This is a genomic window from Clostridium neonatale (genome assembly GCF_900465025.1).
In the GTDB taxonomy this organism is placed as follows: Bacteria; Bacillota; Clostridia; order Clostridiales; family Clostridiaceae; genus Clostridium; species Clostridium neonatale.
Map to the genome: position 1 here is coordinate 1,052,227 of NZ_UICR01000002.1, position 26,968 is coordinate 1,079,194.

Genomic DNA, 26,968 nt, shown 5'->3' on the forward strand with positions numbered 1-26,968 from the left:
ATGTATTGGTAAAGCAAACAATACGAGTAATAATATCCTTATTGATAAAATTACTCGCATATTTGCTAATTTTTAAATTATTCTGCTTCACTTAATAATAAACTAGCAATATCTCGCATTTTTTTCCCAGAATCCATGCTTATTTTTTGCATATATCTGAAAGCTTCATGTTCTGTTAGGCCTGAGTTTTGCATAAGTAGCCCTTTTGCTTTCTCAACAAGTTTTCTTTCTTCTAATGTATTCTCTAATTTTTCTACCTGATCCTTTAGCTTTTTAATTCTTCTTTTACTTTGAAAAATCAAATCAATGGCATTTGTAAGAAGTACATTAGAAATCTTGGTTCCTATACAATATATATCTGTATCTTCTTCTATATATGATCTATATGGCTCATTGACTATTGCTAAAAAGCTGGTAGCATCATAAAGAGTTTCATAAACATCTAGTAAACTCATATCTTTGAACTTATACCCAACCAAAACTAGGTCTGGAGAATATTGCAAGACTAATCTAATTAATTCATTACCCGAAGTGCACAACGATATAATATCATACCCCTCTTGTGTAAGCAAACTCTTTAATTTATTGGCAGTTTCTATATTGCTTAAAGCTATTACTATTCTTCCATTATGCGCCATTGCAACCCCACCTTACTAAGCTTTTAACAAGCATAAGACTAATATCTATCAAGATAATTTTCTAATTCCCAGTCATGGACTTTAGTTCTGTAATCATCCCATTCTGCTTCTTTGCCTTCTATATAGTTTGCATATATATGATCCCCTAAAGCTTTTTTAGCTAATTCACTTTCTTTCATAAAATTAACTGCTTCGTAAAGATTATTTGGTAAATTTTCAATCCCTGCATCTTTTCTCTCATCTTCTGTCATCTTGAATATATTAGCTACAATTTCTTTTGGTACTTCTAAATTATTCTTGATTCCATCTAATCCTGCTTGTAAAAGAACTGCTAAAACTAAGTATGGATTTGAACTTGGATCTGGACACCTAAGCTCAACTCTTGTTCCTGCCCCTCTTGAAGCTGGTACTCTGATTAATGCTGTTCTATTACTGCATGACCACGCTAAATAAACTGGTGCTTCATACCCTGGAACTAATCTCTTATAAGAATTAACAAGTGGGTTTGTTACTGCTGCTAATCCTTTTATATTCTTTAATAATCCAGCAATAAATTGGTAAGCTATTTTGCTTAACCCATTTTTATCACTTTCATCGTAAAATGCATTTTTTCCATCCTTAAATAATGACATATTTACATGCATTCCTGATCCGTTGATACCAAAGATTGGCTTAGGCATAAATGATGCATATAATCCATGTCTTTGAGCAATAGACTTAACAACTAATTTAAATGTCATAATACTATCAGCTGTTTCTAGTGCTGGTCCATATTTAAAGTCAATTTCATTTTGACCTTCAGCAACTTCGTGATGAGAAGCCTCTATTTCAAATCCCATTTCTTCTAATGCTAAAGTCATATCTCTTCTGGCATTTTCGCCTCTATCTGTAGGTGCTAAATCAAAGTATCCACCTTTATCTTGAGTATTTACCGTTGCATTTCCGTTTTCATCAGTTTCAAATAAGAAAAATTCACATTCTGGTCCCACATTCATTTCATATCCTAATGCTTCTGCATCAGCTATCGCTCTTCTTAATGCATATCTTGGGTCTCCTTCAAATGGAGTTCCATCTGGTCTGTAAATATCACAAATTAGCCTTGCAACTTTTCCTTGTTGAGGTCTCCATGGGAATATTACAAAACTATCAAAATTAGGTTTTAAATACATATCTGATTCTTCAATTCTAACAAATCCTTCAATAGATGATCCATCAAACATCATTTGACCATCTAAAGCTTTCTCTAATTGCCTTTCAGTTATTGCTACATTTTTTAACGCTCCGAAGATATCTGTAAATTGAAGTCTTATAAATCTAACTCCATTTTCTTTTACTAAATTAAGGATATCTTCCTTAGTATACTTTGCCATTTTAAATCCCCCTTAAAATTATATTTGTTAAAAAAAGGCGCACAACAGATAGGTTTAGCCATCTATTGAACGCCTTTGCTCAATTCATAATTTATTATGGTATTAATTATATAATATGACATTATATAAATCAAGCATCTTTTTAACAAAAAATAGTTTTTTTCTGATTTTTCTTTAAAATTTAAAGAGGTTATTATCATTTTCTTTATTATATAAAGTTCAATGATAATAACCTTCATTATATTTAATATATTTAATGCTTTTACCTACATATGATTTATAAAATATTAGTTATTCATTTAATAAAGCTTCCTTACCTCTCGCTCCAGTTCTTACTTTAATCACATCTGTAATATCTGAAACAAATATTTTACCATCTCCAATATTACCTGTTCTTAAAACTTTTTCTGCAACTTCTATAACTTTTTCAACAGGAACTTCGCATATAACTATCTCAACTTTTATTTTAGGTAACAACTTAAGCTCCATTGGAATTCCTCTATAATATTGTACATCACCTTTTTGAGTACCACATCCAAGAACCTGACTTACTGTCATTCCCATAACTCCTATTTCGTTTAGAGCATTTTTTAATTCTTCGAATTTATTCTTTCTTGTGACTATTTCAACTTTAGTAATCTTATCTGCCATAACCTATTCCCCCTTAAACTTAAAATAACAATTTTCTAGAGGCTAATATCAACGTTTTGGAAATCAGCATAACTGCTTTCAAGTCCATGTTCTTCTATATCAAGACCTCTAATTTCTTCTTCTCTAGAAACTCTTAATCCCACAGTAGCTTTTAATGCTTTAAATAGAATTAATGCACATCCAATTGACCAAACTGCTACTGATAAAACACCTAGACATTGAACTCCAAAGAATCCAAATCCGCCACCATATAATATACCAATTGTCCCTTCGCCATATGCACCAAACACACCAGTTAGTAAAGTACCAGTTACACCACAAATACAGTGAACTCCAACTGCTCCAACAGGATCATCAACTTTAAATTTCTTATCAACAATTTCTATACCAACTGTCATAACAATACCTGCAATCACACCAATTGCTAATGCACCTACTGGAGTAACAATATCACATCCTGCTGTTATTGCAACAAGCCCTCCAAGAACACCATTTAAAGTCATACTTACATCTGGTTTACCATATCTCATCCAAGTAAATATCATTGTTGTTGCTGCTGCTGCACATGCTGCAAGGTTTGTAGTAATGAATACTCTTGAAGTTACTTCTAAAGCACCTTCTCCAGTTATACCTAAACTTGAAGCTGGGTTAAATCCAAACCATCCCATCCAAAGTATAAATACTCCAAGTGCACCTAACGTTAAGCTATGTCCTAAAATTGCATTTGATTTTCCATCCTTAGTATACTTACCAATTCTAGGTCCTAAAATTATTGCACCAATTAATGCACACCATCCACCAATTGAGTGAACTGCTGTTGATCCTGCAAAATCATGGAATCCCAAATTAGCAAGCCATCCGCCACCCCAAATCCAGTGACCAGCAATTGGATAAATCACTGCGCTTATAACTGCACTATATATGCAGTAAGAAATAAATTTTGTTCTTTCTGCCATTGCTCCAGAAACTATTGTTGCTGCTGTTGCACAGAACACTGTTTGGAAAAATAGAAATGCATAATTATTAATACCAGTAGCTGCATTTTCTGCAGTTCCATCTGCAAAAAATGTAGGTAAGCCAATAAAACCACCAAGTTTATTAGCCCCGAACATTATTCCAAAGCCTAAAATCCAATAAATAATTGACCCAAAGACAAAATCTATTAAATTCTTCATTACGATATTAGCAGCATTCTTCGCTCTAGTAAATCCTGCTTCTACCATTGCAAAACCTGCCTGCATCCAAAAGACCAATATTGCTCCAAGTAATACCCACAAGGTATCTATAGCTACATTTATATCCATAATAAAAATCCCCCTTTAGTTAATATTCACTTTATCAATGAATATTTTAAAATAAAATATTATTCCTAAGACTAAATATTATTCAAAAATAATTTCTGCAGAAAATTCCTTGATAATAAAAAAACGAAGTCATTGAAGATAAACTTCTATGACTTCGTCGTCAAAACTTAATTAGTTTCTGTTTTAATTATACAAACTTGCCATTTTATTGTCAACGCTTTTATATGATATTTTTTACATCTTTATATAATTAACTGCACTTCTATAAATGATAAAATTTCATATCTCTAAATGATAAAAATTTATCCTTACAAAAAATATGAAATAAATTTATTTAAACTTTTTATAAAATCAATAATTTCCTTGAACATGTCTTAATAAATTGCTACAATTTTATATGTAATTTCATACAAACATATTGGGGGGGCTATTTTTCATGAGTAAAACAATAATAACAAAATTTGGCGGAAGCTCGCTTGCTGATGCTAATCAATTTAAAAAAGTTAAGGATATCATGCTGTCTGATTCTAACAGAAAATATGTTATTCCTTCTGCACCAGGTAAAAGACATTCTAAAGATTCCAAAATAACAGATCTTCTATATTTATGTCATGCACATGTTGAAACAGGTATTTCATTAGATGATGTTTTCAATCATATTAAAGAAAGATATTGTAACATTGTTAAAGATTTAAGCTTAGATTTTGATATTGAAAAACACTTAAATATTGTAAAAAAAGATTTAGAAGATGGTGCTTCAAAAGATTATGCTGCTAGTAGAGGTGAATACCTAAACGGATTAATTTTAGCTGATTATTTAGGATTTAAGTTTGTTGATGCAAAAGATGTAATTGTATTTAATGTCGATGGTTCATTAGATACTTATGCTACTCATGAAGCATTATCAGACAAGCTTTCTAAAGTATCTAATGCTGTCATTCCTGGTTTCTATGGAGCTGATAAAGATGGTAATATAGTTACTTTCTCTAGGGGAGGATCTGACGTTACTGGTGCATTAGTTGCAGAAAGCATAAATGCAGATTTATATGAAAACTGGACAGATGTTTCTGGTTTTCTAATGGCTGATCCTAGAATAATTGACAATCCAAAACCTATAAGTACAATTACATATTCTGAACTTAGAGAACTATCATATATGGGTGCTTCAGTCTTACATGAAGACTCAATATTCCCTGTAAGAAAAGCTGGTATTCCTATAAATATAAAGAATACAAATAGACCACAAGATAAAGGTACTTTTATTGTAAAAGATTGTGACTTATCAAGTAATCCAAATATCGTAACTGGTATTGCAGGTAAGAAAGATTTTACTGTAATCTCAATTTCAAAGGCTTCTATGAATTCAGAACTAGGTTTTTGTAGAAAACTTTTATCAATCCTTGAACAAAACGGTATATCTTTTGAAAATATGCCTTCAGGAATAGATACAGTTTGCTTAGTAATTTCTGATGCTGAATTAAAAAATAAACAAAAAGCTGTTATTGATGGAATAAAAGCTTCTTGTAATCCTGATTCAATAGTAGTACATCCTGGAATGGCTATGATTGCTACAGTTGGACGTGGTATGGCTCAGCAAACAGGTACTGCAGCCAAAATATTTGCTGCTTTATCAGACGCTAACATAAACATAAGAATGATTGACCAAGGTTCTTCTGAAATGAATATTTTAGTAGGTATTGAAAATAGTCATTTTGAAAAAGGTATTCAGGCTATATATAATGCATTCAATTAATTTAATTAGAAAAGGTATATAGATTTGTACATACTGAACCGACCCCAAAAAGTTAGACCAAAAATCTAATGATTTGGAGGTCGGTTTTTTGGCAAAATATAGTTATGAATTCAAAAAAGAAGTTGTTCAAGCGTATTTGGATGGTAAAGGTGGTTATAAATTTCTTGCGAAAGAGTTTGGTATTCCTTCTCCAAGCAAGGTTAAATTATGGGTTGATAATTACCGTACATTAGGCGATGAAGCGTTGATGCGTTCAAGAAAAAATGAATCTTTTACTTTCGAATATAAACTTCATGTAGTAGAATTATATCTAACAAGTGAGGTCTCATATCAGGAGTTAGCCCTTCAAGAAAGGATACATAATCCAACGCAAATAGTTAAGTGGGTAAATGATTTTAGAATTGCTGGTCCTGATGCTTTGCGGCCGAAGAAGAAGGGACGAAAGATATCGTTGGAATCATCAAATAAATTGTCTAGTAAAACAGAATCCGCCGAAATTGTTTCAGTTGACACTACTGCTGAACATGTAAAACAGCTTGAAGATGAATTGCTCAAGCTCAAAATTGAGAACGCATATTTAAAAGAACTGAGGAGGCTGCGTTTAGAGGAGGAAGCTCTTCTGAAAAAACAGCGAGAATCATCCACAGCCTCCGAGGAGAATTCAAATTAAAAGATATTCTCGCAGTTGTAGGCTTTCCAAAAGCGACATACATGTATTGGCAAAAGCGATTTAATAGAGAAAATCCTAATAAAGAACTAGAAGAAAAGATCCTTGAAATACGTAGTATTAATAAAGATTGGGGTTATCGACGTGTATACGGAGCACTACGTAAACAAGGAATACTTATAAATAAAAAGAAAGTTCAGAGAATTATGCAAAAGCTTAATCTTCAGGTGACTTCCTTTACAAGAAAGAGTCGTAAGTATAGTTCATACAAGGGTAAAGTTGGAAAGGTTGCTCCTAACAGAATTCATAGACGTTTTGACACACAGATTCCTCATCAGAAAATCACAACAGATACTACTGAGTTTAAGTATTATGAGGTTGATGATAAGGGACGAATGATAATAAAGAAACTATACTTAGATCCATTCATGGATATGTGTAATAGAGAAATCTTAAGCTATGGAATATCTCAACATCCGTCAGCGGCCAATATCATGGGAGCACTAAACCAGGCAATTGAAATCACAGCTGATTGTCCATACAGAAGAACTTTTCATTCTGATCAAGGTTGGGCTTACCAAATGAAAGCTTATGTACACACTCTTAAAGAAAATCGAATTTTTCAAAGTATGTCCCGAAAGGGCAACTGCCATGACAATTCAGTAATGGAGAACTTCTTTGGAATAATGAAACAGGAAATGTACTACGGCGTTGTTTACTACAGTTATGATGAACTCAAAGAGGCAATAGAACAATACATCAAGTACTACAATGAACAAAGAATTAAAGAGAAACTAGGATGGATGAGTCCCGTAGAATACAGGCTCAACCTCTTGGCTGCATAAAAATAGCGTAGCAGCCATTAAAACTGCTACGCTTAAAAAGTCTAACTTTTTGGGGTCACCTCATATACAAATCTATATACCTTTTCCTTAACCGCGAAAAATGACTTGTCTATTATTTGACAAGTCTTTTTTATCACTTAATTTAGTACTTCTTCATTACTTCTTTTATTTCTTAAGTATTCAATGACTGCAGGCATTATTGAAATTAAAACTATTGCAATCATTACAAGTGAGAAATTATTTTTTACAACTGGAATATTTCCAAAATAATATCCAAGTACTGAAGCTAATAAAACCCAGCTTACTCCGCCAACTGCATTAAAAGAAATAAATTTTTTATAGTTCATTTTACCTATTCCCGCAACAAATGGGGCCAATGTTCTTACTATTGGTACAAATCTAGCAAGTATTATTGTTTTACCACCATATTTTTCATAGAATTTATTTGTCTTCTCCAAATGCTCTTTCTTTATTAACTTTCCATTTTTAGAATTGATAAGTTTATTGCCTAATATTCTCCCGATTTCATAATTTGCTGTATCACCCAAAACTGCGGCGACTCCTAAAATTCCTAATAAAACATAAATATTAAGCATTCCCATGGCAGCAAACGCACCTGCAGCAAATATTAATGAATCTCCCGGAAGAAATGGTGTAACAACAAGACCTGTTTCAAAAAATATTATTAGAAATAATATTAAATATGTCTCAAAGCCATAATTATTTATTACCATGCCAAGATATCTATCTAAGTGTAAGAAAATATCTATTGCATAATTTATAGTATTCATTCTTATTTTCCCTTCTTTGTTTTATTTTATCTAGTTATTTACTGTAATTATATATTATAACCACTAAATTTTGAATAATAATATAATTAATTTTTTATTAAGTTTTATTTTTCTTTTCTAATGCATCAATAGTATTTTTTTATATGAATTTATAGAAATAACTTCATATACCACTCTAATATCCCATTTGCCCACATCATAGATATAAATGCTCCAATTGCTATAAATGGAGCAAATGCTATTTTATCTTTTAATTTTTTTAATCTTAATATAATAACTGCTATTCCTATTATTCCACCTATAATAATCCCTAAAAATAGCCCAATTAATATTCCCTTAATTCCTAAAAACAATCCACAAACTGCTGCTATTTCAGCATCTCCATCTCCCATGCCTTTTGTTATAACAACAATTATCTTAATAATAAAAAAACCAACAATACCGCCTATAATTGAATCAAACGCACCATTTTTATACACTATAAATTGAACTACCAAAAATAAAAATCCGCATATGGCTCCAAATATTGTAGTCGAACGATAGATATATTGCGTCTTATAATCTATAACTGAAATAACACTTAGAATAGAAGTAAAAATACAATATTTTAATGCAGCTATACTAATTCCATATTTAGAGAAAATTAGTATATAAAGAACACAATTTAATGCTTCAACAATTGGATATTGAAATGATATTTTTTCTTTACAATATCTACATTTTCTTCCTAAGAAAACAAAACTAAAAATTGGAATCATATCTAATGGCATTAGTCTGTGGTTACAATTAGTACAATGTGATGGTGGATACGAAATAGATTCTTCCTTTGGAATCCTGCATATGCAAACATTTAAAAAACTTCCTATAACCATTCCAAACATGACTAAAATAATATATTCCATCTCCATTTCCCCCTAGCTAATAACTATATTTTGAACCAATCCTTAGTAAAAATTTATACTGACTGCATGTTTTGATTAACCCAATTTCCATATTCTTCTTTTGATATAGTTCCCGAATTAACCAATCTTTTCAAATCCATTCCTATCGTCTGCATTCCATATTTACTTCCCATTTGAATAAAACTATTTATTTGTTCGTAATTTCCTTCTCTAATAAGGTTTTGTATACTTTGAGTACAAATCATGATTTCCATAGCGGCCGTTCTTCCTATCCCAATCTCATTTGATAAAAGAACCTGTGAAATAACTCCTCTTAAAAGTGACGATAATTGAATTCGCACTTCATTTTGATGGCTTGCTTCAAACGAATTAATTATTCTATATATACTAGCTACAGCCCCCATATTATGTAATGTAGAAAATACTAAATGTCCAGTTTGCGCTGCTCTTAATGCAATTTCAATCGTTTCTTTGTCTCTCATTTCTCCAAGCATTATTATGTCTGGATCCTGCCTAAGGGCTGCCTTTAATCCACTAGCATAACTTAAAGTATCCTCTCCAATTTCTCTTTGATTTATCATGCATTTCTTTGTTTCAAATATATATTCTATTGGTTCCTCTAAAGTTATTATATGTTTTTCTTTTGTATTGTTTATTTCATTAATCATAGCTGCAAGTGTTGTACTTTTTCCAGAACCTGTTGGTCCTGTAACTAATACTAAGCCATCTTTCAATTCTGTAAATTTCTTTAATACACTGGCATTAACATCTGTAATATCGCTTATCTTAGGTATATCACTTTTAATAACTCTCATTACAATACCATTACTTTTCCTGCACTTATAAGCATTAACTCTGAAGTTACCTATTTCAGGATTATTATATTTAAAATCAATTTCTCCTTTTTCTTTGAAAATTTGATATTTATCAGGTACTAAATCCTTTATATATTCTTCTACAATTTCAAAAGATATTGGATCCTCATTAACTTTAATAAGTTTTCCATCTTCCCTTGACATAGGTGGCAACCCTGATGTTATATGAATATCAGAAATAGATTCCATATCAATAGTTGCTAATAAATTATCAATCTTAGCCATTTTTATCACTCACTTATAAGTATTTTTATGCCTTCTCTTTTATACTTTTGCATATTATAAAATCATTACCCATTAAATATAATATTGTCCCATTTATTGTATATTATACTTATGATGTATTTTTCAATTTATTATTTTTCTGATTTGTTATTTATTCACAATTCTTAAATGATTTATATATTCCTCTTTGCATATTAATCCTTAAATTTATTAAGTATTGCAAGCAAGATTATATACCAATTTACTTCAAGCTATATCAAATCAGAATAGGTAAATATACGAATTCGTTCCCCTTTATTCCTTGATGTTTTACAAAATTCTTAACAGCAATAACATTATTATCCTTAATATCTACCATCTCGATTTCCATGAATACGTCTAAAGCTACCATTACTTCACTTTCTTCTCTATTAAATTCAACAGCTAAAGTTCTCACCGTATATTGGATAAATATAAATTTTCTTCTGTGTTAATCTTACTTGCAAGAGTCATCATTCTAAACTACACGTATTTAAATTTAATAAATTTTTATTGCAATATTTCATTAAATTTTCATTTAAAACATATTTATTAGTATAATCAAATCACTCAAAAAGAAGCCAGTTACGACTTCTTTTACTTATACTATTACTTATTCAATAAATCTTTGAGCAACAAAAAAACACCTCCAATATTGACACACTATGTATATCAATATTGAAAGTGTAAATTTTAATATAAAATGATTTTTTGAAGTTTATAGTACCTCTACATTCCTACTCTTCCCATCCTTCTGGGAATTCAGCATTGTGATAAACTTCTTGAACATCATCATCATCATCAAGTAAGTCTAACATCTTTTGGAACTTCTTAGCATCAGCTTCATCTATTGCTGTATATGTATCTGGAATCATCTTAACTGCGGCTTCTAAGAACTCTATTCCTTGTTCTTCTAAGGCTTCACGAACAGTACCGAAGTCTTCTGGTGTGGTTGTAACTACAAATACTTCTTCTTCATCAGCATTAAAATCTTCTGCACCAGCATCAAGAGCAAGCATCATCATTTCATCTTCATCTCTATCGCCCTTTTCTATAACAAGCTCACCTTTTTCTTGGAACATAAATCCTACACATCCTGTAGTTCCCATGTTTCCACCACCTTTTGTGAAAGCATTTCTTACATTACCTGCTGATCTATTTTTATTATCTGTAAGAGTTTCAACTATTACTGCAACTCCATTTGGACCATAACCTTCGTAAACTATGTTTTCATAATTTACATCTCCAAGTTCTCCTGAAGCTTTTTTAAGAGATCTAGTTATATTATCATTAGGCATATTTGCTGCTTTTGCTTTTGCTATAATATCTCTAAGTTTAGCATTTGTCTCCGGATTTGGCCCACCATTTTTAATTGCAACAGCCATTTCTTTACCTATTTTAGTAAATATTTTACCTCTTTTAGCATCTACTTTACCTTTTTTCTGTTGAATATTATGCCACTTTGAATGTCCTGACATATATTTTCCTCCTTTTATCATAACTAAAATATATAGTACAATAAAATCCTTATAAAATTTCACTGTACTATATACTGTATTTATTAAACAAAATTCACTTAAAAATTATACCACACTATGCTTGAATTGACAATTAACATAGATCTAGCATGTATTTGATATGCCCTGTATTTACTTTAAATTTTTATAAAGTCTATTTCCTTCTTTAAAATAAATACCCTCTTCACTTCTTAGTGATATTACTTTTCCATTTGTAGATTCAATTATTTCACTTTCTATAGTATCACTTATGCTTTCTTCGCATAGTATATGGACAACTACCTTATCAGTATATTCTGTATCTTCTATATGCCATGAATTCTGACCACAAATATACTGCACTTTTCCAAATAAATCGTAATCTAATTCAAAGCTCAGTTTTAATCCATTTACTTTTTCAACTATTCCTGCTGACTTTATTGCTATACTTGCCCCTTTAGTATATGCTCTAGTAAGTCCTCCAGCACCAAGAAGAATACCTCCAAAGTATCTTGTTACTACAATGGCACAATCTGTTACATTACTTTTTTTCATTACTTCCAATATTGGAATACCTGCCGTACCTTGTGGTTCTCCATCATCTGAATATCTTTGAATATTCATTTTTTCTCCTATTACGTATGCTGAACAATTATGTGTTGCTTGTTTATGCATAGATTTTATTTCATTTATAAATTCTTTTGCTTCTTCTTCGCTTTCAACTCTTTTAGCATATCCAATAAATTCAGATTTCTTCTCTTCAAATCTGTCTTCGCCAAAGTCTCTTATTGTTATATATGACATAATCGTCCCCCTTATATTTATTTTTACTATCTTTTTGTGTATTTAATTACTGTTATATTTCAAATTATCTAGTACGCTTTTTAAAATAGACATTCCTTTTTTTATCTTTTCTTTATCAGTCTGATAAAATCCTATTCTAAATGAATATTCTCCATCTTTTGAAGATATAAAAAATATCTCAGCTGGAGTAATATACACATCCTGTTTTCTTAATTCTTCAAATAATTTAATTATTGATATTGATTCATTTTTTAGTTTAACATAAAATGTTAATCCACCTTTAGGATCATTATAATCTAAAGTTTCATTAAAATCATTATCTAGTATGTTTTTCATAAGTGAATATCTTTCATGGTATTCTGTATTAAGATATTTAATATTATTTTTCCACTTTTCACTAGATATATATTCTTCTAAAGCTCTTTGCATTAAACTTGAGGTTGTTATATCCGTATTCAGCTTAGAAATCTCCATTATCTCTCTGAACCTAGGCGGTGCTACCAGATACCCAAGTCTTATTCCGGGTAAAAATATCTTAGAAAAACTTTTTATATATATTACTCTATTACATTTATCTAACCATTTAAAAGGTATATATTCTACTGAATCATTATAAATAAGCTCAGATAAGTAATCATCCTCTATAATATAAAAATCATATATTTTCGCAAGCTCTAATATTCTTTTCTTTTTTTCCAAACTATAGCTTATTCCAGTTGGATTTTGAAAATAGCTCATAGTATAAAAACATCTTATTTCATTCTTTTGAAGTATCTTTTCAAACTTATCTAAATCTATCCCATCATTTTCTATTGGGACTTGAAATATATTAGCTTTTCTCCACTTAAAAGCTGACAATGCTCCCATATATGTAGGCTTTTCAACAACTACATTATCATTTATATTAATTATACTTTTAGCTGCTATATCTATCCCCTGTTGAGCTCCAGATACAATCAGTATATCTCTTTCATTAAGCTTATCATTCCAAAATTCTCTATTTATTGTTGTAATTAAATTTCTATATCCACCTCGATTTTTTGATACTAGTGCTTTAGTACCATCTCTTTCTAAAACATCATTTATTATCTTTTTTAAATCATCTATTGGAAATAGTACTTCATCATTTGTTTCCCCTGTAAAGTCAATTACATTACTCAAGTCCTCTGTCGATAACTTTTTCAATATATTAGAATATCTTTTTCTAAATGTAGAAGTAACCTCTTTTCTTTTTGCAAAACTACCACTTCCCACTTTTTGATAAGCATACCCTTCATTTTTCAACTTATTATATGCACTAACTATAGTTACATTATTAACAGAAAGTTCTTTTGCCAAACTTCTTATTGTAGGTAGCTTATCTCCATCCCTTATAATCTTACTATCTATTAAATTCTTAATATAATCTGCAATTTGAACATATTTAGGACTTTCTTCATTAAAATATAAGCTTTTATAATTTTCCATTAAATCACCTTTTATAAATTACCTTCTTGAAGCATATACATTTTCATTAACAAGCTTTTCTCTTCCTTGTAAATCTAATTTTCTAGATTTTTTTACTATTATATTTCTCTTATATAGTTCTTTTAATATATCTTCTATCTTTATATCAAAATCTTTGAATTTTTCATCATTTTTTATTTCGTGTGAACTTACAAACTCTTCTCTATCATTTAAATATTCTAGAATTAATTTTGCAGCTACATTAATATTCATATCTAAAAAATCCTCTATATACATAATAGTATTATTAATATTTTCTTTCAATTCACCACTACTAAATAATTTTTCAATCAAAATATTGAATTGATTATTTAAGTTCATAGTCATTTTTACAGCATCTTTACTAACTGTGTATCCATTTAAATTTAAGTATAATTTAGAGAAACTATCCAATGCTCTTATTAAAACCTCATAAGAAGTAAATAAATTATTATTTTGTAAATACTTTTTAGATACTCTAAGGTTTTTAATTAAGCTTCCTAAATAAACCAAATTATATAATCCTATATGTTTATCTAAAGTGTACTTTGCCTTATTATAGATATTATCTATTTCTTCATCTTTAGATACTATTATCTTAGAGGATATTAATAAATTTCTTATAATACCTTTTTGTCCATTTGTATTATATAGCTCTAGAAATTTTTCTTTATTTAATATTTTCATATGTACAGGAATATCTAATATTTCTGAGTATACATCTCTAATCTCCTCGAAGTTATCTTTATACACAACAAATATATCAATATCTGATTCTTCCCAGAGATCTCCATTTACTATACTTCCAAATGCAAATACAGTTAAGACTTTTTTATTTGTTTTTAGAATTGTAATTAATTTTTGTGATGCCTTTTGATAATTTAATATAGACTGTAACATATAATACTTACCTCATTTGCTTTTAAAATATATCTTGGATTCAAAATTATACATAGATATTATATATCATTTGAATCTTCATTTACAAATTCTTAAAGAAAAAAGATCCTTAGATTATTTATACTTCTCTAAGAATCTCTTTTATCGAATAGTTATTTTCACAAATTATATTATAGCGAAAATTCTTTTGTTTTATTATAAACCTCATCATCAACTTCAGCCATAATATAAACTCCATTTTCCCTATAATCTTCTTCTAAAATTCTAGCATTACGGTGTAAAAAAGACTGAATATTAGTTTTATCATATGGTATAGTATATTCGACTTTTTTATAATTATATGGAAGTTTTTCTTCTATCAATTCTAAAAATTCATCTAGATTCGTTCCTTCTTTAGCTGATATTTCTATATACTCTTTACCTTGAATTATTTCCTTAATTGAATTTATATTTTCCTCACTAGCTTTATCTATTTTATTTAAAACTATTATTGTTTCCTTATCGATAGCACCAAGTTCTATTAATACTTCGTTAACTGCCATGTATTGTTCTATAGCAGTATCACTTGAAGCATCAATAACATGACATAACAAATCTGAAAAAACAACTTCTTCTAGTGTAGATTTAAATGCCTCTACTAAATCATGTGGAAGTTTTCTTACAAAACCTACTGTATCAGTTAATGTTATTACCCCTTTATTTTTTAGTGTTATGGCTCTTGTTGTAATATCCAAAGTAGCAAACAACATATCAGCCTCAAAAACTTTATCTTTATTTTGAGCTTCTTTTTTAGCTGCTAAATCACAAAGTGCATTTCTAAGAGTTGACTTTCCTGCATTAGTATAACCAACTAAAGATACCTTTGGTATATTTTCTTTATTTCTCTTTTCTCTTTGAACTTCTCTTGTCTTTTTTATTTTCTTAAGTTCACATTTTAAGTCATATATTGTTTCCATTATATGTCTTCTATCAGTTTCGAGTTTCTTTTCTCCTGGTCCTCTAGTACCAATACCTCCACCAGTTCTAGATAACACAGTTCCAAGACCTTGAAGTCTATTTAATCTGTATTTAAGCTGAGCAAGTTCAACTTGAATTTTAGCTTCCTTACTTCTAGCCCTTGTTGCAAATATTTCAAGAATTAATGTTGTCCTATCAATGACTTTTGCACCAATGGCAGCTTCTAAATTTCTAACTTGAGAGCCTGAAAGTTCATCATCAAAAATAATTACATTTGCATGTTCTATTTGTCTCATAGATGCAATTTCTAATACTTTTCCTCTTCCTATATAAAAAGCCGCATCTACTTTATTTCTACTTTGGAAGACAGTTTTAAGTACTTTTATATTGCAAGCTTCTGTTAATTCTTTTAGTTCCTCTAGACTTTCTTTTGTATCAGAACCAACTAATATTGCTTTTTCTTCGCTATCTTCTATAACATCATTAGTTTTTATTAAATTTTCAATATGTTTTATTTTATCTAATATATTTATAGATGTTATTTCTTCTAATGAAAGATTTTGTTTTTCTTCAAATTCCAATTTATTGTTATATAACGTTAGAATTCCTAATGAAAAATCTATTATTTCTCCTTCTCTTATTGCCACTGAAACTATAGCATCTAATTTTAATTTAAGCAATGCTGTTAAATCTAGAGCAGAGAGATTACAGTATGCATTAGGATGTGTATGTATTACTCTTATGCCTGATAATCTTTTTTCTTCTATATTTATTACAGGTACTTCTACAGAAGTCGAATCCCCAATTGCAACTGAAGTTACATTACCCTTTCTATTTATTCCAACACTTATTTCTCTCTCAATAAAGCTAGAAACTTTTGATATAATATTTAAAATATCAACATTACATATTTCATCTTTTAGAGTTTTAATAGAATAAATCTCTTCTAATTGATCTAATGTTGATTTTCTTATTCCTTCTATATTACCATAAATCATAAAATCACCTCATATAAGTTATATTGATAACTTTCACCTAATTTTATACTATTAAATTACTATTGTAAAGTTTATACATACCATAGTTCGCCATCAATATTATATATATTTGAATTAAAATTATATAATCGTATTGATCTTAAATTAAGAGATAATTAAACAATGTTTCATTTAATGTATAAGCCCTATACTTTTACAAATTATAAAACTAGAGGACTCTATTTTTTATAATCTATTTTTTACATTAATGATTCATATGAAACTTATAATATTTTAATAATAAATTATTATACTATAAACAATTTATAAAAATAGAGCTCATAAAATTCTACAAAATGGTTGAAAATATATTATAATAATGCAATAATATATGCTATATCACTTCGGTGAATTTTATTACTAAAATCAAAAGGAGAATATATATAATGGAAGATAAAAAGCGTAATATTCTTTTTTCTGAAGAGCAAATCAATACTAGAATCAAAGAACTTGGCAAAACAATAGCTGATGATTACAAAGGAAAAAAAATCTATCTTTTATCACTACTTAGAGGAAGTTTCATATATGCAGCCGATCTTGCTAGAGCCATAGATTTAGAAACTAAAATAGGATTTATGACTACTTCAAGTTACGGTCATAGCGAAACATCTTCTGGAACAGTTAAAGTTGTTAATGATATTCCAGACAACATTGAAGGCTGGGATGTTTTAATCGTAGATGATATTGTAGATACAGGCATAACAATGGATTTTGTTGTAAATCATGTAAAAAAACTCAATCCTGCCTCAGTAAAAACTTGTGTATTACTTGATAAACCATCAAGAAGAAAAGTTGAAATAACACCTGATTACTGCTGCTTTGAAATTGAAGATGTCTTTGTCGTTGGATATGGATTAAATTATGGTGATTTCTATAGAAATATACCATATGTATTTAACTGGGAAGAGTAAAACATAATTTTTTTCTTTATCAATTAAGTATCATATAGATTTAAATTGTAGTCTATTATGAGATTTTAATAATGTATTATTTTTACTCATTCTATGTTTGAATTATAATATAAAAATGTAGATATCCTTCATGGATATCTACATTTTTATTTAGATTCTTCATTTTCTTTTGGATATATTGCCATATTTGGCACCTCTCCAACAATAATAGTATCACATACCGGAACTTGCGTGTTTACATCAATTTCTGTACTTTTAATAGGTAATTTAATTCTAACTTTTCCATTAACGTTTAAATATATCTTATGTCTTGTTTGATTTATTCCAGCACTTTCAAATTTTGATTCATAAGTTACTACTACATTTCCTATAGGTTCAACTTCCATTGATATCTTTGGTCCTAAATTGTAAAATAAACTTTTTTCTGTAATCCATCCTAATGGAACCTTTATCTTATTATTACTCATATCAGCTAAAGATTTATTACATTCACTTGAAAGCCTTGAAGCGATATAATTCAGCTTTCCGGTATCTGATTGAATCAAAACTATCTTTCCATTGTCATCCTTTTCTACATTTATCATTTCATTATATTTAAATTCCTTATTTAATATACGTAAGCTTGTTTCATTAATTATGTTTAAAGTTTGAGTTTTTGCCATAACTTCTGATATTTGAATAACAGATGGCATAACTCTTTTATCAAAAAAAGCCAAAGTTGTATTTAAAATTATAATAATGATAATAATAAATAGAAGTAAAGGTAAATATTTTCTGCTCTTTCTTCTGGTATAATATTCCATATAATAACACCTTTATATTGAGTTATTCATCTACTCATACTATAATTATGCTATAATAATATAGGATATTATTAATATTTTTTAAACCTTATTAATTTTAGGAGGATGAAATGGCAATTAATAATTCACAAAAACCTGATAAATCTCCTCAGTCAAAGAAAAAAGCAAAGAAAAAAAAATCAAAAGCAAAAAAAAGAAAAAGAATCTTTAGAAATATTGGCTTAGGATTATTCTTTTGTTTTTTATCAGTTTTCGTTATCTTTGCAGGATATGCTTTTGCTATTATAAAAACTACACCACCACTAGATGTTAATGCTGTATTAACATTAAATCAACCGTCTAGTCTTTATGATAGTAATGGTGCTTTTATGGATAATCTTCATACTGAAGAAGAGCGTTACGTTATAGAATCTAGTGAAATACCACAAAATTTAAAAAATGCTTTCATCTCTATTGAAGATGAAAGATTCATGAAACATAACGGAATCGATATTCAAAGAATTGCTGGTGCTGCTATACATGATGTAAAGAAAATTTTGACTAAACAAAAGGGATTACACGGTGCTTCTACAATAACTCAACAATTAATCAAAAATACTATTTTAACCAATGATGTTTCAATAGAAAGAAAAGTTAGAGAAATTTATCTAGCGGTTAATTTAGAAAAAAAATTAACAAAAGATCAAATTTTAACTGCGTATTTAAATACAATACCATTGGGTGGCACTGCTTATGGTGTAGAAGCTGCTTCACTAATGTATTTTAGTAAAAGTGCTTCAGATTTATCATTAGTTGAATGTGCTTACTTGGCTGGAATTACTCAAGCTCCAACATATTATAGTGCGTATACTCAATCCGATCCTAATAATCCAACATATATAAATAGAACCAAAACCGTTTTAAGTATGATGCATCAACTTGGCTATATTACACAAGATGAGTATAACGATGCTATAAATCAAGTTAGTAATGGCGGATTGGTGTTCAAACGTAGCAAGGTAGACTATAAAATGAACTATGAGTGGTTTGTTTATCCTGCCGTATCTCAAGTAAAAAAAGATCTAAAAGAAAAATATAAATACACTGATGAAGAAGTTTCAAAACTTATTGTTAATGGCGGATTACAAATATATACAACAATGAATAGAGATCTTCAGGACTATACTCAGTCTACCTTAAATGAGTATAGCAATCTTGGTGTTTCTAATGCTGAAACATATGATGCTGATGGTGTTCCACTACTTCAGGCTTCTGCAACTATAGTAAATTATAGAACTGGTGAAGTTCTTGCCATGGTTGGTGGAAGAGGTGATCAAAAGCCTCAGTCAACTAACAGAGCTTATAACGCATTAAAACCTATAGGATCATCAACTAAACCACTTACTGTTTACGGTCCTGCTATAAATGAAGAAGTTATAACTGCTGCAACGGTTATAGATGATGCTCCTTTTGAAAAAAACACTTTGAATAATGGTCAGCACTATGATCCTAAAAATTCACCTAATGTGTATGCTGGATTAACTACTGCTAGGGAAGGTGTAAAGTACTCTAAAAACGTAGTATCTGTAAAAGTTGCAGACATGCTTGGCCTAAACACTGCCGTATCTTATGGTGAACAATTAGGATTAAAATACAACTCAGAATCTAAATCTTCTATTGCTTCTATAGCTCTTGGAGAATTTAATAACAATCCTAAGGATTTAGATGGTGGTAATACTTTTGTACTTGCAAATGCATTTGGAACATTTGGGAATAATGGATTATACACCGAGCCGGTTTTATACAGTAAGGTTGTTGATGCTAATGGGAAAACTATATTAGAAAATAAATCTCCTACTCATAAAGAAGTATTTTCACCACAAACAGCCTATATCATGTATGATGTTTTAAAAGGTCCTATTTCTTATAATGCATCTGCTGCAAAATGGGGAGATATGCCTGTAGCAGGTAAAACCGGTACTACAACTTCGTCTACAAATTTATGGTTTTCAGGACTTACTCCTTACCTATCTGCTTCTGTTTGGATTGGTTATGATAATCCAACTACTTTATATGGAAGTTCAAGTGGATGTGCTGCTCTTTGGGGTAAATTAATGCAAAAAGCTCATGAAAATTATAATGTTACTGAAATTGAAGCACCAACTGGATTAGTTACTGCAAATGTATGTAAGGATTCTGGATTATTACCTTCAAACTTATGTACCTCTGATCCTAGAGGCAGCAGAGTAATTACAGAATATTTTATTGAAGGTACAGAACCTACTGAAACTTGTAAAACTCATGTATCTGCTAATGTTAATCTCTTAAATGGTAAGCTTGCAACACCTGCAACGCCTAGCATTATTACAAGAAGCAAAGTATTTATAGCTAAAGATAATCCAAACCCTGTGACAGCAGATTATCCATATATATTACCATCGTTATATGATAACACAGTTGGTTATGATGAAAATAGTGGTCCTGTTGAATTTTATCCATCAGACAATGAAAATCAAGATGGAACGAATTCACCTACTCCACCTGTTAATGAACCTCAAGTAAATGAGCCACCAGTAACTGAATCACCTATTGAAAACAAACCAACTTAACTTAAACTTATAATAAATTAAATATATAAAAAGCAAATGTGATTAATAAAAATAATCACATTTGCTTTTTTTTTACGAATAATATACAATACTATAAACGCATATTTCGACATTTTTTTATTTTTAGGAGGTATATAAATGATTTTTTTTAATAATTTTATAGGAAAAGTAAATGATTTTTTATGGACATATGTTTTAATTGCTCCTTTAATAATTCTAGGAATATATTTTACATATAAAACCAAATTCGTACAATTTAGATTTTTTAAAGAAATGTTCATATTACTCGGAGATGGATTCAATTCATCTAGAGATAAAAACTCTATTTCATCTTTCCAGGCATTTTGTATTAGTACTGCTTCAAGAGTAGGTACTGGAAACCTAGCTGGTATTGCAATTGCTATTTCAGTTGGTGGACCAGGTGCAATATTTTGGATGTGGCTTATTGCCTTAATTGGATCTGCTTCAAGTTTTGTTGAATCAACCCTTGCGCAGATATATAAAGAAAAAGATAAAGAAGGTAACTTCATAGGCGGGCCTGCATATTACATGGAAAAAGCATTAGGTCAAAGATGGATGGGTGTAACATTTTCTATTTTAATTACTATATGTTTTGGATTAGTATTCAATTCTGTTCAATCAAATACTATTTCAATAGCTATGAATGAAGCTTTTGGAACAAGTAAATTGCTAATTGGAATTTTATTAACTGCTATTACATTATTTATAGTATTTGGTGGAATAAAAAGAATAGCTAAAGTGTCTGAAATAATTGTTCCAATAATGGCAACAGCATACATACTTATATCGTTATTTGTAGTATTTAAAAATATAACTGCTGTTCCTTCAGTAATAAAGTTAATCTTTACAAGTGCATTTAATCTTGAATCAATATTAGGTGGTACTACTGGTGCTCTTATTATCGGAATAAAAAGAGGTTTATTCTCAAATGAAGCAGGAATGGGAAGTGCTCCTAATGCTGCTGCTACAGCAGATGTTTCTCATCCAGTTAAACAAGGTTTAATTCAAACATTAGGTGTTTTTACTGATACAATCTTAATTTGTAGTTGTACTGCCTTTATTATATTACTTTCAGGAATAGATTACTCAGATAAAGGTCTTACAGGTATTCAATTAACTCAAAATGCTTTAAGCTCACAAATAGGTGAACTTGGTAGTATATTCATAGCCATATGTGTTCTACTTTTTGCTTTTAGTTCAATTGTTGGTAACTACTATTACGGAGAATCTAATATTGAATTCCTATCTGAAAAAAAGATCTATCTTATCATATATAGGCTTTTTGTCGCTGGAATGGTTTTATTTGGTTCTGTAGCAAGCTTACAAATAGTTTGGGATTTAGCCGATGTCTTTATGGCTTTAATGGCAATAATCAATCTTATTGCAATAATTCTTCTTGGTAAGTTTGCATTTAAAGCTTTAGATGATTACACTAAACAAAAAAAATCTGGAATATCTGATCCAGTTTTTAAATCATCATCTATTCCAGAATTAAAAAATGCAGATGAATGGAAATAAGTTTTTTATAGTAAAAATACAGGTATATATTTTTGTGTATACCTGTATTTTTATTATTTTAATAAAATACTATTATTGAGTTTTAACTTTTTTTTCTGTCCCATCTTTTAATGAATTAACTATACTTCCATCTTCTGAGCTTATAAATATCTTCCATCTTATTTCATTAGAATCAATATCTTTTCCTGTAATAATCACCATATAGCATAACTCAGATATTGTTCCTACTTTTTCTTCAATTTTATTATCTGCATAAACTAGGGATGTCCCAGCTTGAACAACTCCGTCATTATTATATTTCAAAAAAAATGCTTTTCCATACTCTTCAGCTTCTTTTTCTGAAATATTTATTTTAGCTTCTTTGCATTCTCTTTGCATTGTAGAGTTGGAATAACCATCTAGCATTCCATTTTGTTTATCTATATTTAATTTAATTTCATCGAAATAAAATGGATATCCGTCTTTTGCCCTTGTATATATAAATGAATAATATGGTAAATTGTTTTCATCATTATTTAATTGAATTGACTTCAGTACTATATCTTCACTATATATATTGGTTAAATATTTTTTTGATAATTTTTTTGCTTCATCTAATTCTATTTTAATTTCGTTTGCTTTTGGTATATCTTTTTTTATAAATCCTATTACATTATTATTTTTGTCTAGATCCAAAGCATACTCTTCACTAACAACACTCTTTTCTACCAAATCATTTTGACTAGTAATTCTATTGTCTCTTTTATATTTTGCATCGTTTACTTTTATCTTTACATCAATGGCATTAATAGATTGTAATTTACTTATAAAATTTTTACATGACTTAATATCCTCAGCTCCTGGTCCAACATACTTATAAGCTATTAATACAGTAATTAGTATAAGAAACAATAAAAAAATACTACTAAGAATGGTAACTTTTTTAAACTTCATAATGTACTCCTCTCAGAATTACTATGGACATAGTTAAATTATATCATATTATTATTTATGTTGAATATCCCACTGGTTTTATTTGCTTATAAATAGTTTAATTAATTTTCATTTTAAAAATCAAGTTTTTTTAAAAAAATATTGATTTTTAAATATAAAGTCTATATAATATGTTTGTTTAGTAATCTTAAACTTAATGTTTAGTAAAAGTTATAATATAGATGATTTAGTAGGTGAAATTATGCAAATTGGAGAGAAAATTCGTATCTTGAGAATGGAAAAACAATTAACTCAAGAAGAACTTGCAAATCGATGTGAATTATCCAAGGGATTTATATCACAAGTAGAAAATGATTTAACCTCACCATCAATTGCTACTTTAATAGATATACTTGAAATCCTTGGAACAAACTTACCAGACTTTTTTAGTGATACAAAAGAAGAAAAAGTTACATACTCTAAAGATGATATGTTTGAAACTGAAGACAGTGAACTTAAGTACTCTTTAAAATGGTTAATCCCAAATGCACAAAAGAATGCAATGGAACCAATCATGATAACTATTGAAGCAGGTGGTCAGTACATTGAGGAAGAACCACATGAAGGTGAAGAATTTGGATATGTTTTATCTGGTTCAATAACGCTTCACTTAGGTAAAAAGAAATATAAAGTGAAAAAAGGTGAGAGCTTCTACTACAAAGCTAAAGTTACGCACTATATTTCTAACAATAGTAAAGTACCTGCTAAGGTAATTTGGATTAGTACTCCACCATCATTTTAATTTTTAGAAAGAGGTGTTCTTGTGAGCGAAAATATTTTAGAACTAAAAAACCTTAACAAATCTTATGGTGAACAAAAAGTATTAGATAATTTATCTTTAAATATAAAAAAGAATGAATTTTTAACATTACTTGGACCAAGTGGATGTGGTAAAACAACTACCCTTAAAATAATTGCTGGATTTGAAAATGCAGATTCTGGAGAGCTAATATTTAAGAACAATGATATTTCAACATTGCCTCCATACAAAAGAAAAGTGAATACTGTATTTCAAAAATATGCATTATTTCCTCATATGAATATATTTGATAATATTGCTTTCGGACTAAAGCTTAAGAAGCTTCCAAAAGATGAAATAAAAAATAAAGTAGAAGAAATGCTTTCTTTAGTTGCTCTAAAGGGATTTGAAAAAAGAAGTGTTGATTCATTAAGTGGTGGACAACAGCAAAGAGTTGCTATAGCAAGAGCATTAATTAACAAACCTGAAATACTACTTCTTGATGAACCTCTAGGTGCATTGGATTTGAAGCTTAGAAAAGAAATGCAAATTGAATTAAAAAAAATTCAACAAGAAGTTGGAATAACATTTGTTTTTGTAACACATGATCAAGAAGAAGCTCTTACAATGTCAGATACTATTATAGTTATGAATAAAGGAATTATTCAACAAATGGGAACACCACAGGACATTTATAATGAACCTGCTAATGCTTTTGTTGCAGATTTTATTGGTGAAAGTAATATACTTAACGGAACTATGATAGATAATTTTAAAGTAGAATTTTGTAATAAAACTTTTGAATGTGTTGATGAAGGCTTTGAAAAAATGGAGCCTATTGATGTGGTTATAAGACCTGAAGATATAAAAATGGTAGATGCTGATAATGGAATGCTTAAAGGAACTGTAACTTCTCAAATCTTCAAAGGAGTTCACTATGAAATGATTGTTTCAACTGAAGAATTTGATTTTATACTTCATAATACTAAATGCGCTGAAGTAGGCAGTATCATAGGTCTTGATATTTATCCTGAAGACATTCATATTATGAGAAAGAGTGGGCAAAATGAATAAGAAAAAAACTTCATTAATTGCTTATCCTTATTTTGTTTGGAGCGCATTATTTATAGTAATTCCATTAATCATAGTTTTATTTTTCAGCTTTACAAAAGAAACTTCTTCAGGATATGCATTTTCATTAGAAAACTATACTAGATTGTTATCTCCTCAATATTTTAGTGTATTTAAGAGATCAATATGGCTAGCTTTTATATCTACTATAGCTTGCTTAATAATAGGATATCCTATAGCATACATAATTTCTCAAATGAAATCTAGTACTAGAAATCTTTTAATAATGTTATTTATTCTTCCAATGTGGATGAATTTTTTACTTAGAACTTATGCTTGGTTACCTATCTTAGGAAAAACAGGTATTATAAATACGCTACTTAGAAAGATTGGAGTTGCACCAATTCAATTTTTATATAATGATGGCGCAGTGCTACTCGGAATGGTTTACAATTTTCTACCTTTCATGGTATTACCATTATATACTATATTAATTAAAATGGATAAAGATTTAATTAATGCTGCTGCTGATCTGGGTGCCAATAAGTTTAAAGTATTTATGAAAATTATACTCCCATTAAGCGTTCCTGGAATCTTCTCAGGTATCACAATGGTATTTATGCCTGCCGTTTCTACATTTGTAATTTCTAGATTACTTGGCGGCGGACAATATATGTTAGTCGGAAATTTAATTGAACAACAATACACAACAATGGGAGACTGGAATTTTGGTTCTGCTATTTCAATATTTATGATGATTATAATTCTAATATTTATGGCTATAACCTCAAAATTTGACAGCAGTGACAGTAAGGAAGGCGGTGGACAATTATGGTAGCTAAATTAGAGCGATTTATAAAAAGATTTTATTTAATTATCATTTTTTTGTTCTTATACACACCTATCTTTACGCTCATGGTATTTTCATTTAATGAATCTAAAACTATGGGTAAATGGACAGGATTCACTTTTAAATGGTATTTAGAATTATTTAATAATAACAGACTTATGTCTGCACTTTATTATACTATACTAATTGCTTTATTAGCTTCAGTAATATCAACTATAGTTGGAACAATAGCAGCAATAGCTATATCTAAAATGGGTGGCAAATTAAAAGCATTAATTTTAAATATTAACTATCTGCCTGTTTTAAATCCAGATATAGTAACTGGTATTGCTCTTATGAGTTTGTTTATATTTTTAAAGTTTGATTTTGGATTCACTACAATGCTGCTTGCACATATAACATTTGATATACCATATGTTATTTTATCTGTATTGCCAAAATTAAAGCAATTACCCGAAAACACGTTAGAGGCTGCAGCTGATCTTGGTGCTACTCCAATATATGCTATAAGAAAAGTAGTTATTCCTCAAATAAAACCTGGAATATTTGCTGGATTTTTAATGGCTTTTACAATGTCAATTGATGACTTTGTAATTAGTTTCTTTACTACTGGACCTGGAGTAACAAACTTATCTATTGAAATATATTCAATGGCTAGAAGGGGCATAAAACCAGAAATTAATGCACTTTCTACATTAATGTTTATTACCGTATTAGCTTTATTAATAATTGTTAATAAAAAACAAAGTTTAACTGAAAAATAATTAATATAATAAG

The 26,968-nt window shown here is 29.3% G+C and carries 24 protein-coding genes; 9 read left to right on the top strand and 15 right to left on the bottom strand.

Translation table 11 applies throughout. The annotated features are described in order from the left end of the window. Nucleotides 1-77: 77 nt before the first annotated feature. The 4 genes from CNEONATNEC86_RS16435 to CNEONATNEC86_RS16450 all read right to left on the bottom strand — a co-directional run bounded on the left by CNEONATNEC86_RS16435 (nt 78) and on the right by CNEONATNEC86_RS16450 (nt 3,963). Nucleotides 78-638 carry an ANTAR domain-containing response regulator gene (locus tag CNEONATNEC86_RS16435; protein ID WP_058296240.1) on the bottom strand — a complete coding sequence of 187 codons (561 nt, stop codon included), beginning with the start codon at nt 636-638 and terminating at the stop codon, nt 78-80. Nucleotides 639-676: 38 nt separating this feature from the next. Continuing rightward, the gene (gene glnA, locus CNEONATNEC86_RS16440; protein WP_058296241.1) at nt 677-2,008 is read right to left on the bottom strand and encodes a type I glutamate--ammonia ligase; all 1,332 of its coding nucleotides are present in this window, start codon (nt 2,006-2,008) and stop codon (nt 677-679) included. Nucleotides 2,009-2,299: 291 nt separating this feature from the next. Beyond that, nucleotides 2,300-2,659, bottom strand: coding sequence for a P-II family nitrogen regulator (locus CNEONATNEC86_RS16445; RefSeq protein ID WP_058296242.1), 360 nt, complete (start codon nt 2,657-2,659; stop codon nt 2,300-2,302). Nucleotides 2,660-2,694: 35 nt separating this feature from the next. Next, nucleotides 2,695-3,963: an ammonium transporter gene (locus tag CNEONATNEC86_RS16450; protein ID WP_159136421.1), complete on the bottom strand. Its 1,269-nt coding sequence runs from the start codon at nt 3,961-3,963 to the stop codon at nt 2,695-2,697. Between the two features lie 436 nt (nt 3,964-4,399). On the opposite strand from CNEONATNEC86_RS16450, the gene CNEONATNEC86_RS16455 reads away from it, so the two are divergent. Together CNEONATNEC86_RS16455 and CNEONATNEC86_RS16460 are read left to right on the top strand one after the other, a co-directional pair. After that, nucleotides 4,400-5,716, top strand: a complete 1,317-nt coding sequence (locus tag CNEONATNEC86_RS16455) for an aspartate kinase (RefSeq protein WP_058296244.1) — start codon at nt 4,400-4,402, stop codon at nt 5,714-5,716. Between the two features lie 88 nt (nt 5,717-5,804). Beyond that, nucleotides 5,805-7,228 (top strand): IS3 family transposase gene (locus CNEONATNEC86_RS16460; RefSeq protein ID WP_230132317.1). Its coding sequence is split into 2 segments (ribosomal slippage): nt 5,805-6,294 and nt 6,294-7,228, totalling 1,425 coding nucleotides; the frame shifts between segments, so codons are not numbered across the junction. Nucleotides 7,229-7,365: 137 nt separating this feature from the next. On the opposite strand, the gene CNEONATNEC86_RS16465 is transcribed toward CNEONATNEC86_RS16460, so the two are convergent. From CNEONATNEC86_RS16465 to hflX, 9 genes are all read right to left on the bottom strand, one after another. Further along, entirely contained in the window at nt 7,366-8,019 is a 654-nt protein-coding gene (locus CNEONATNEC86_RS16465) for a DedA family protein (protein ID WP_058296245.1), read from the bottom strand. Nucleotides 8,020-8,168: 149 nt separating this feature from the next. Further along, nucleotides 8,169-8,921 carry a prepilin peptidase gene (locus CNEONATNEC86_RS16470; protein WP_125150139.1) on the bottom strand — a complete coding sequence of 251 codons (753 nt, stop codon included), beginning with the start codon at nt 8,919-8,921 and terminating at the stop codon, nt 8,169-8,171. A gap of 53 nt (nt 8,922-8,974) precedes the next feature. Beyond that, nucleotides 8,975-10,021: a type IV pilus twitching motility protein PilT gene (locus CNEONATNEC86_RS16475; RefSeq protein WP_159136422.1), complete on the bottom strand. Its 1,047-nt coding sequence runs from the start codon at nt 10,019-10,021 to the stop codon at nt 8,975-8,977. Nucleotides 10,022-10,277: 256 nt separating this feature from the next. Beyond that, complete coding sequence (locus tag CNEONATNEC86_RS21640; RefSeq protein WP_230131766.1) at nt 10,278-10,412, bottom strand: phage replisome organizer N-terminal domain-containing protein; 135 nt, start codon at nt 10,410-10,412, stop codon at nt 10,278-10,280. A 364-nt stretch (nt 10,413-10,776) separates the two neighbouring features. Then, complete coding sequence (locus CNEONATNEC86_RS16485; protein WP_125150137.1) at nt 10,777-11,517, bottom strand: YebC/PmpR family DNA-binding transcriptional regulator; 741 nt, start codon at nt 11,515-11,517, stop codon at nt 10,777-10,779. A 171-nt stretch (nt 11,518-11,688) separates the two neighbouring features. Further along, nucleotides 11,689-12,339 carry a YigZ family protein gene (locus CNEONATNEC86_RS16490; RefSeq protein ID WP_058296250.1) on the bottom strand — a complete coding sequence of 217 codons (651 nt, stop codon included), beginning with the start codon at nt 12,337-12,339 and terminating at the stop codon, nt 11,689-11,691. 42 nt (nt 12,340-12,381) lie between these two features. Further along, a complete protein-coding gene (locus tag CNEONATNEC86_RS16495; protein ID WP_058296251.1) occupies nt 12,382-13,806 on the bottom strand; it encodes an aminotransferase-like domain-containing protein in 1,425 nt (474 codons plus the stop codon). Nucleotides 13,807-13,824: 18 nt separating this feature from the next. Further along, nucleotides 13,825-14,724 (bottom strand): nucleotidyltransferase domain-containing protein, encoded by a 900-nt coding sequence (locus CNEONATNEC86_RS16500; RefSeq protein ID WP_058296252.1) that lies wholly within the window; start codon nt 14,722-14,724, stop codon nt 13,825-13,827. Nucleotides 14,725-14,894: 170 nt separating this feature from the next. Continuing rightward, the gene (gene hflX / locus CNEONATNEC86_RS16505; RefSeq protein WP_058296253.1) at nt 14,895-16,679 is read right to left on the bottom strand and encodes a GTPase HflX; all 1,785 of its coding nucleotides are present in this window, start codon (nt 16,677-16,679) and stop codon (nt 14,895-14,897) included. A gap of 425 nt (nt 16,680-17,104) precedes the next feature. Between hflX and hpt the strand changes: the two genes are divergently transcribed. After that, a complete protein-coding gene (gene hpt, locus CNEONATNEC86_RS16510) occupies nt 17,105-17,629 on the top strand; it encodes a hypoxanthine phosphoribosyltransferase (protein ID WP_058296254.1) in 525 nt (174 codons plus the stop codon). Nucleotides 17,630-17,775: 146 nt separating this feature from the next. Here the strand turns inward: hpt and yunB are convergent, their stop codons facing one another. Then, nucleotides 17,776-18,432, bottom strand: a complete 657-nt coding sequence (gene yunB, locus CNEONATNEC86_RS16515; protein ID WP_058296255.1) for a sporulation protein YunB — start codon at nt 18,430-18,432, stop codon at nt 17,776-17,778. A gap of 110 nt (nt 18,433-18,542) precedes the next feature. Here yunB and CNEONATNEC86_RS16520 point away from each other — a divergent pair, with 110 nt between their 5' ends. After that, the gene (locus tag CNEONATNEC86_RS16520; RefSeq protein ID WP_058296256.1) at nt 18,543-21,020 is read left to right on the top strand and encodes a transglycosylase domain-containing protein; all 2,478 of its coding nucleotides are present in this window, start codon (nt 18,543-18,545) and stop codon (nt 21,018-21,020) included. Between the two features lie 138 nt (nt 21,021-21,158). Continuing rightward, nucleotides 21,159-22,559: an alanine/glycine:cation symporter family protein gene (locus CNEONATNEC86_RS16525; RefSeq protein ID WP_058296257.1), complete on the top strand. Its 1,401-nt coding sequence runs from the start codon at nt 21,159-21,161 to the stop codon at nt 22,557-22,559. Between the two features lie 72 nt (nt 22,560-22,631). On the opposite strand, the gene CNEONATNEC86_RS16530 is transcribed toward CNEONATNEC86_RS16525, so the two are convergent. Further along, complete coding sequence (locus CNEONATNEC86_RS16530) at nt 22,632-23,492, bottom strand: YcdB/YcdC domain-containing protein (protein WP_125150136.1); 861 nt, start codon at nt 23,490-23,492, stop codon at nt 22,632-22,634. Nucleotides 23,493-23,733: 241 nt separating this feature from the next. Here CNEONATNEC86_RS16530 and CNEONATNEC86_RS16535 point away from each other — a divergent pair, with 241 nt between their 5' ends. Genes CNEONATNEC86_RS16535 through CNEONATNEC86_RS16550 form a run of 4 tightly spaced genes read left to right on the top strand, consistent with a single transcriptional unit; the run spans nt 23,734 to nt 26,955 of the window. After that, nucleotides 23,734-24,273 carry a helix-turn-helix domain-containing protein gene (locus tag CNEONATNEC86_RS16535; protein WP_058296259.1) on the top strand — a complete coding sequence of 180 codons (540 nt, stop codon included), beginning with the start codon at nt 23,734-23,736 and terminating at the stop codon, nt 24,271-24,273. 21 nt (nt 24,274-24,294) lie between these two features. Further along, nucleotides 24,295-25,344, top strand: coding sequence for a spermidine/putrescine ABC transporter ATP-binding protein (potA, locus tag CNEONATNEC86_RS16540; protein WP_058296260.1), 1,050 nt, complete (start codon nt 24,295-24,297; stop codon nt 25,342-25,344). Further along, nucleotides 25,337-26,179: an ABC transporter permease gene (locus CNEONATNEC86_RS16545; RefSeq protein ID WP_058296261.1), complete on the top strand. Its 843-nt coding sequence runs from the start codon at nt 25,337-25,339 to the stop codon at nt 26,177-26,179. The genes potA and CNEONATNEC86_RS16545 overlap by 8 nt, the downstream gene beginning before the upstream one ends. After that, entirely contained in the window at nt 26,173-26,955 is a 783-nt protein-coding gene (locus tag CNEONATNEC86_RS16550; RefSeq protein WP_125150135.1) for an ABC transporter permease, read from the top strand. Before CNEONATNEC86_RS16545 ends, CNEONATNEC86_RS16550 begins: the two co-directional genes overlap by 7 nt. The last annotated feature ends 13 nt before the right edge of the window (nt 26,956-26,968 follow it).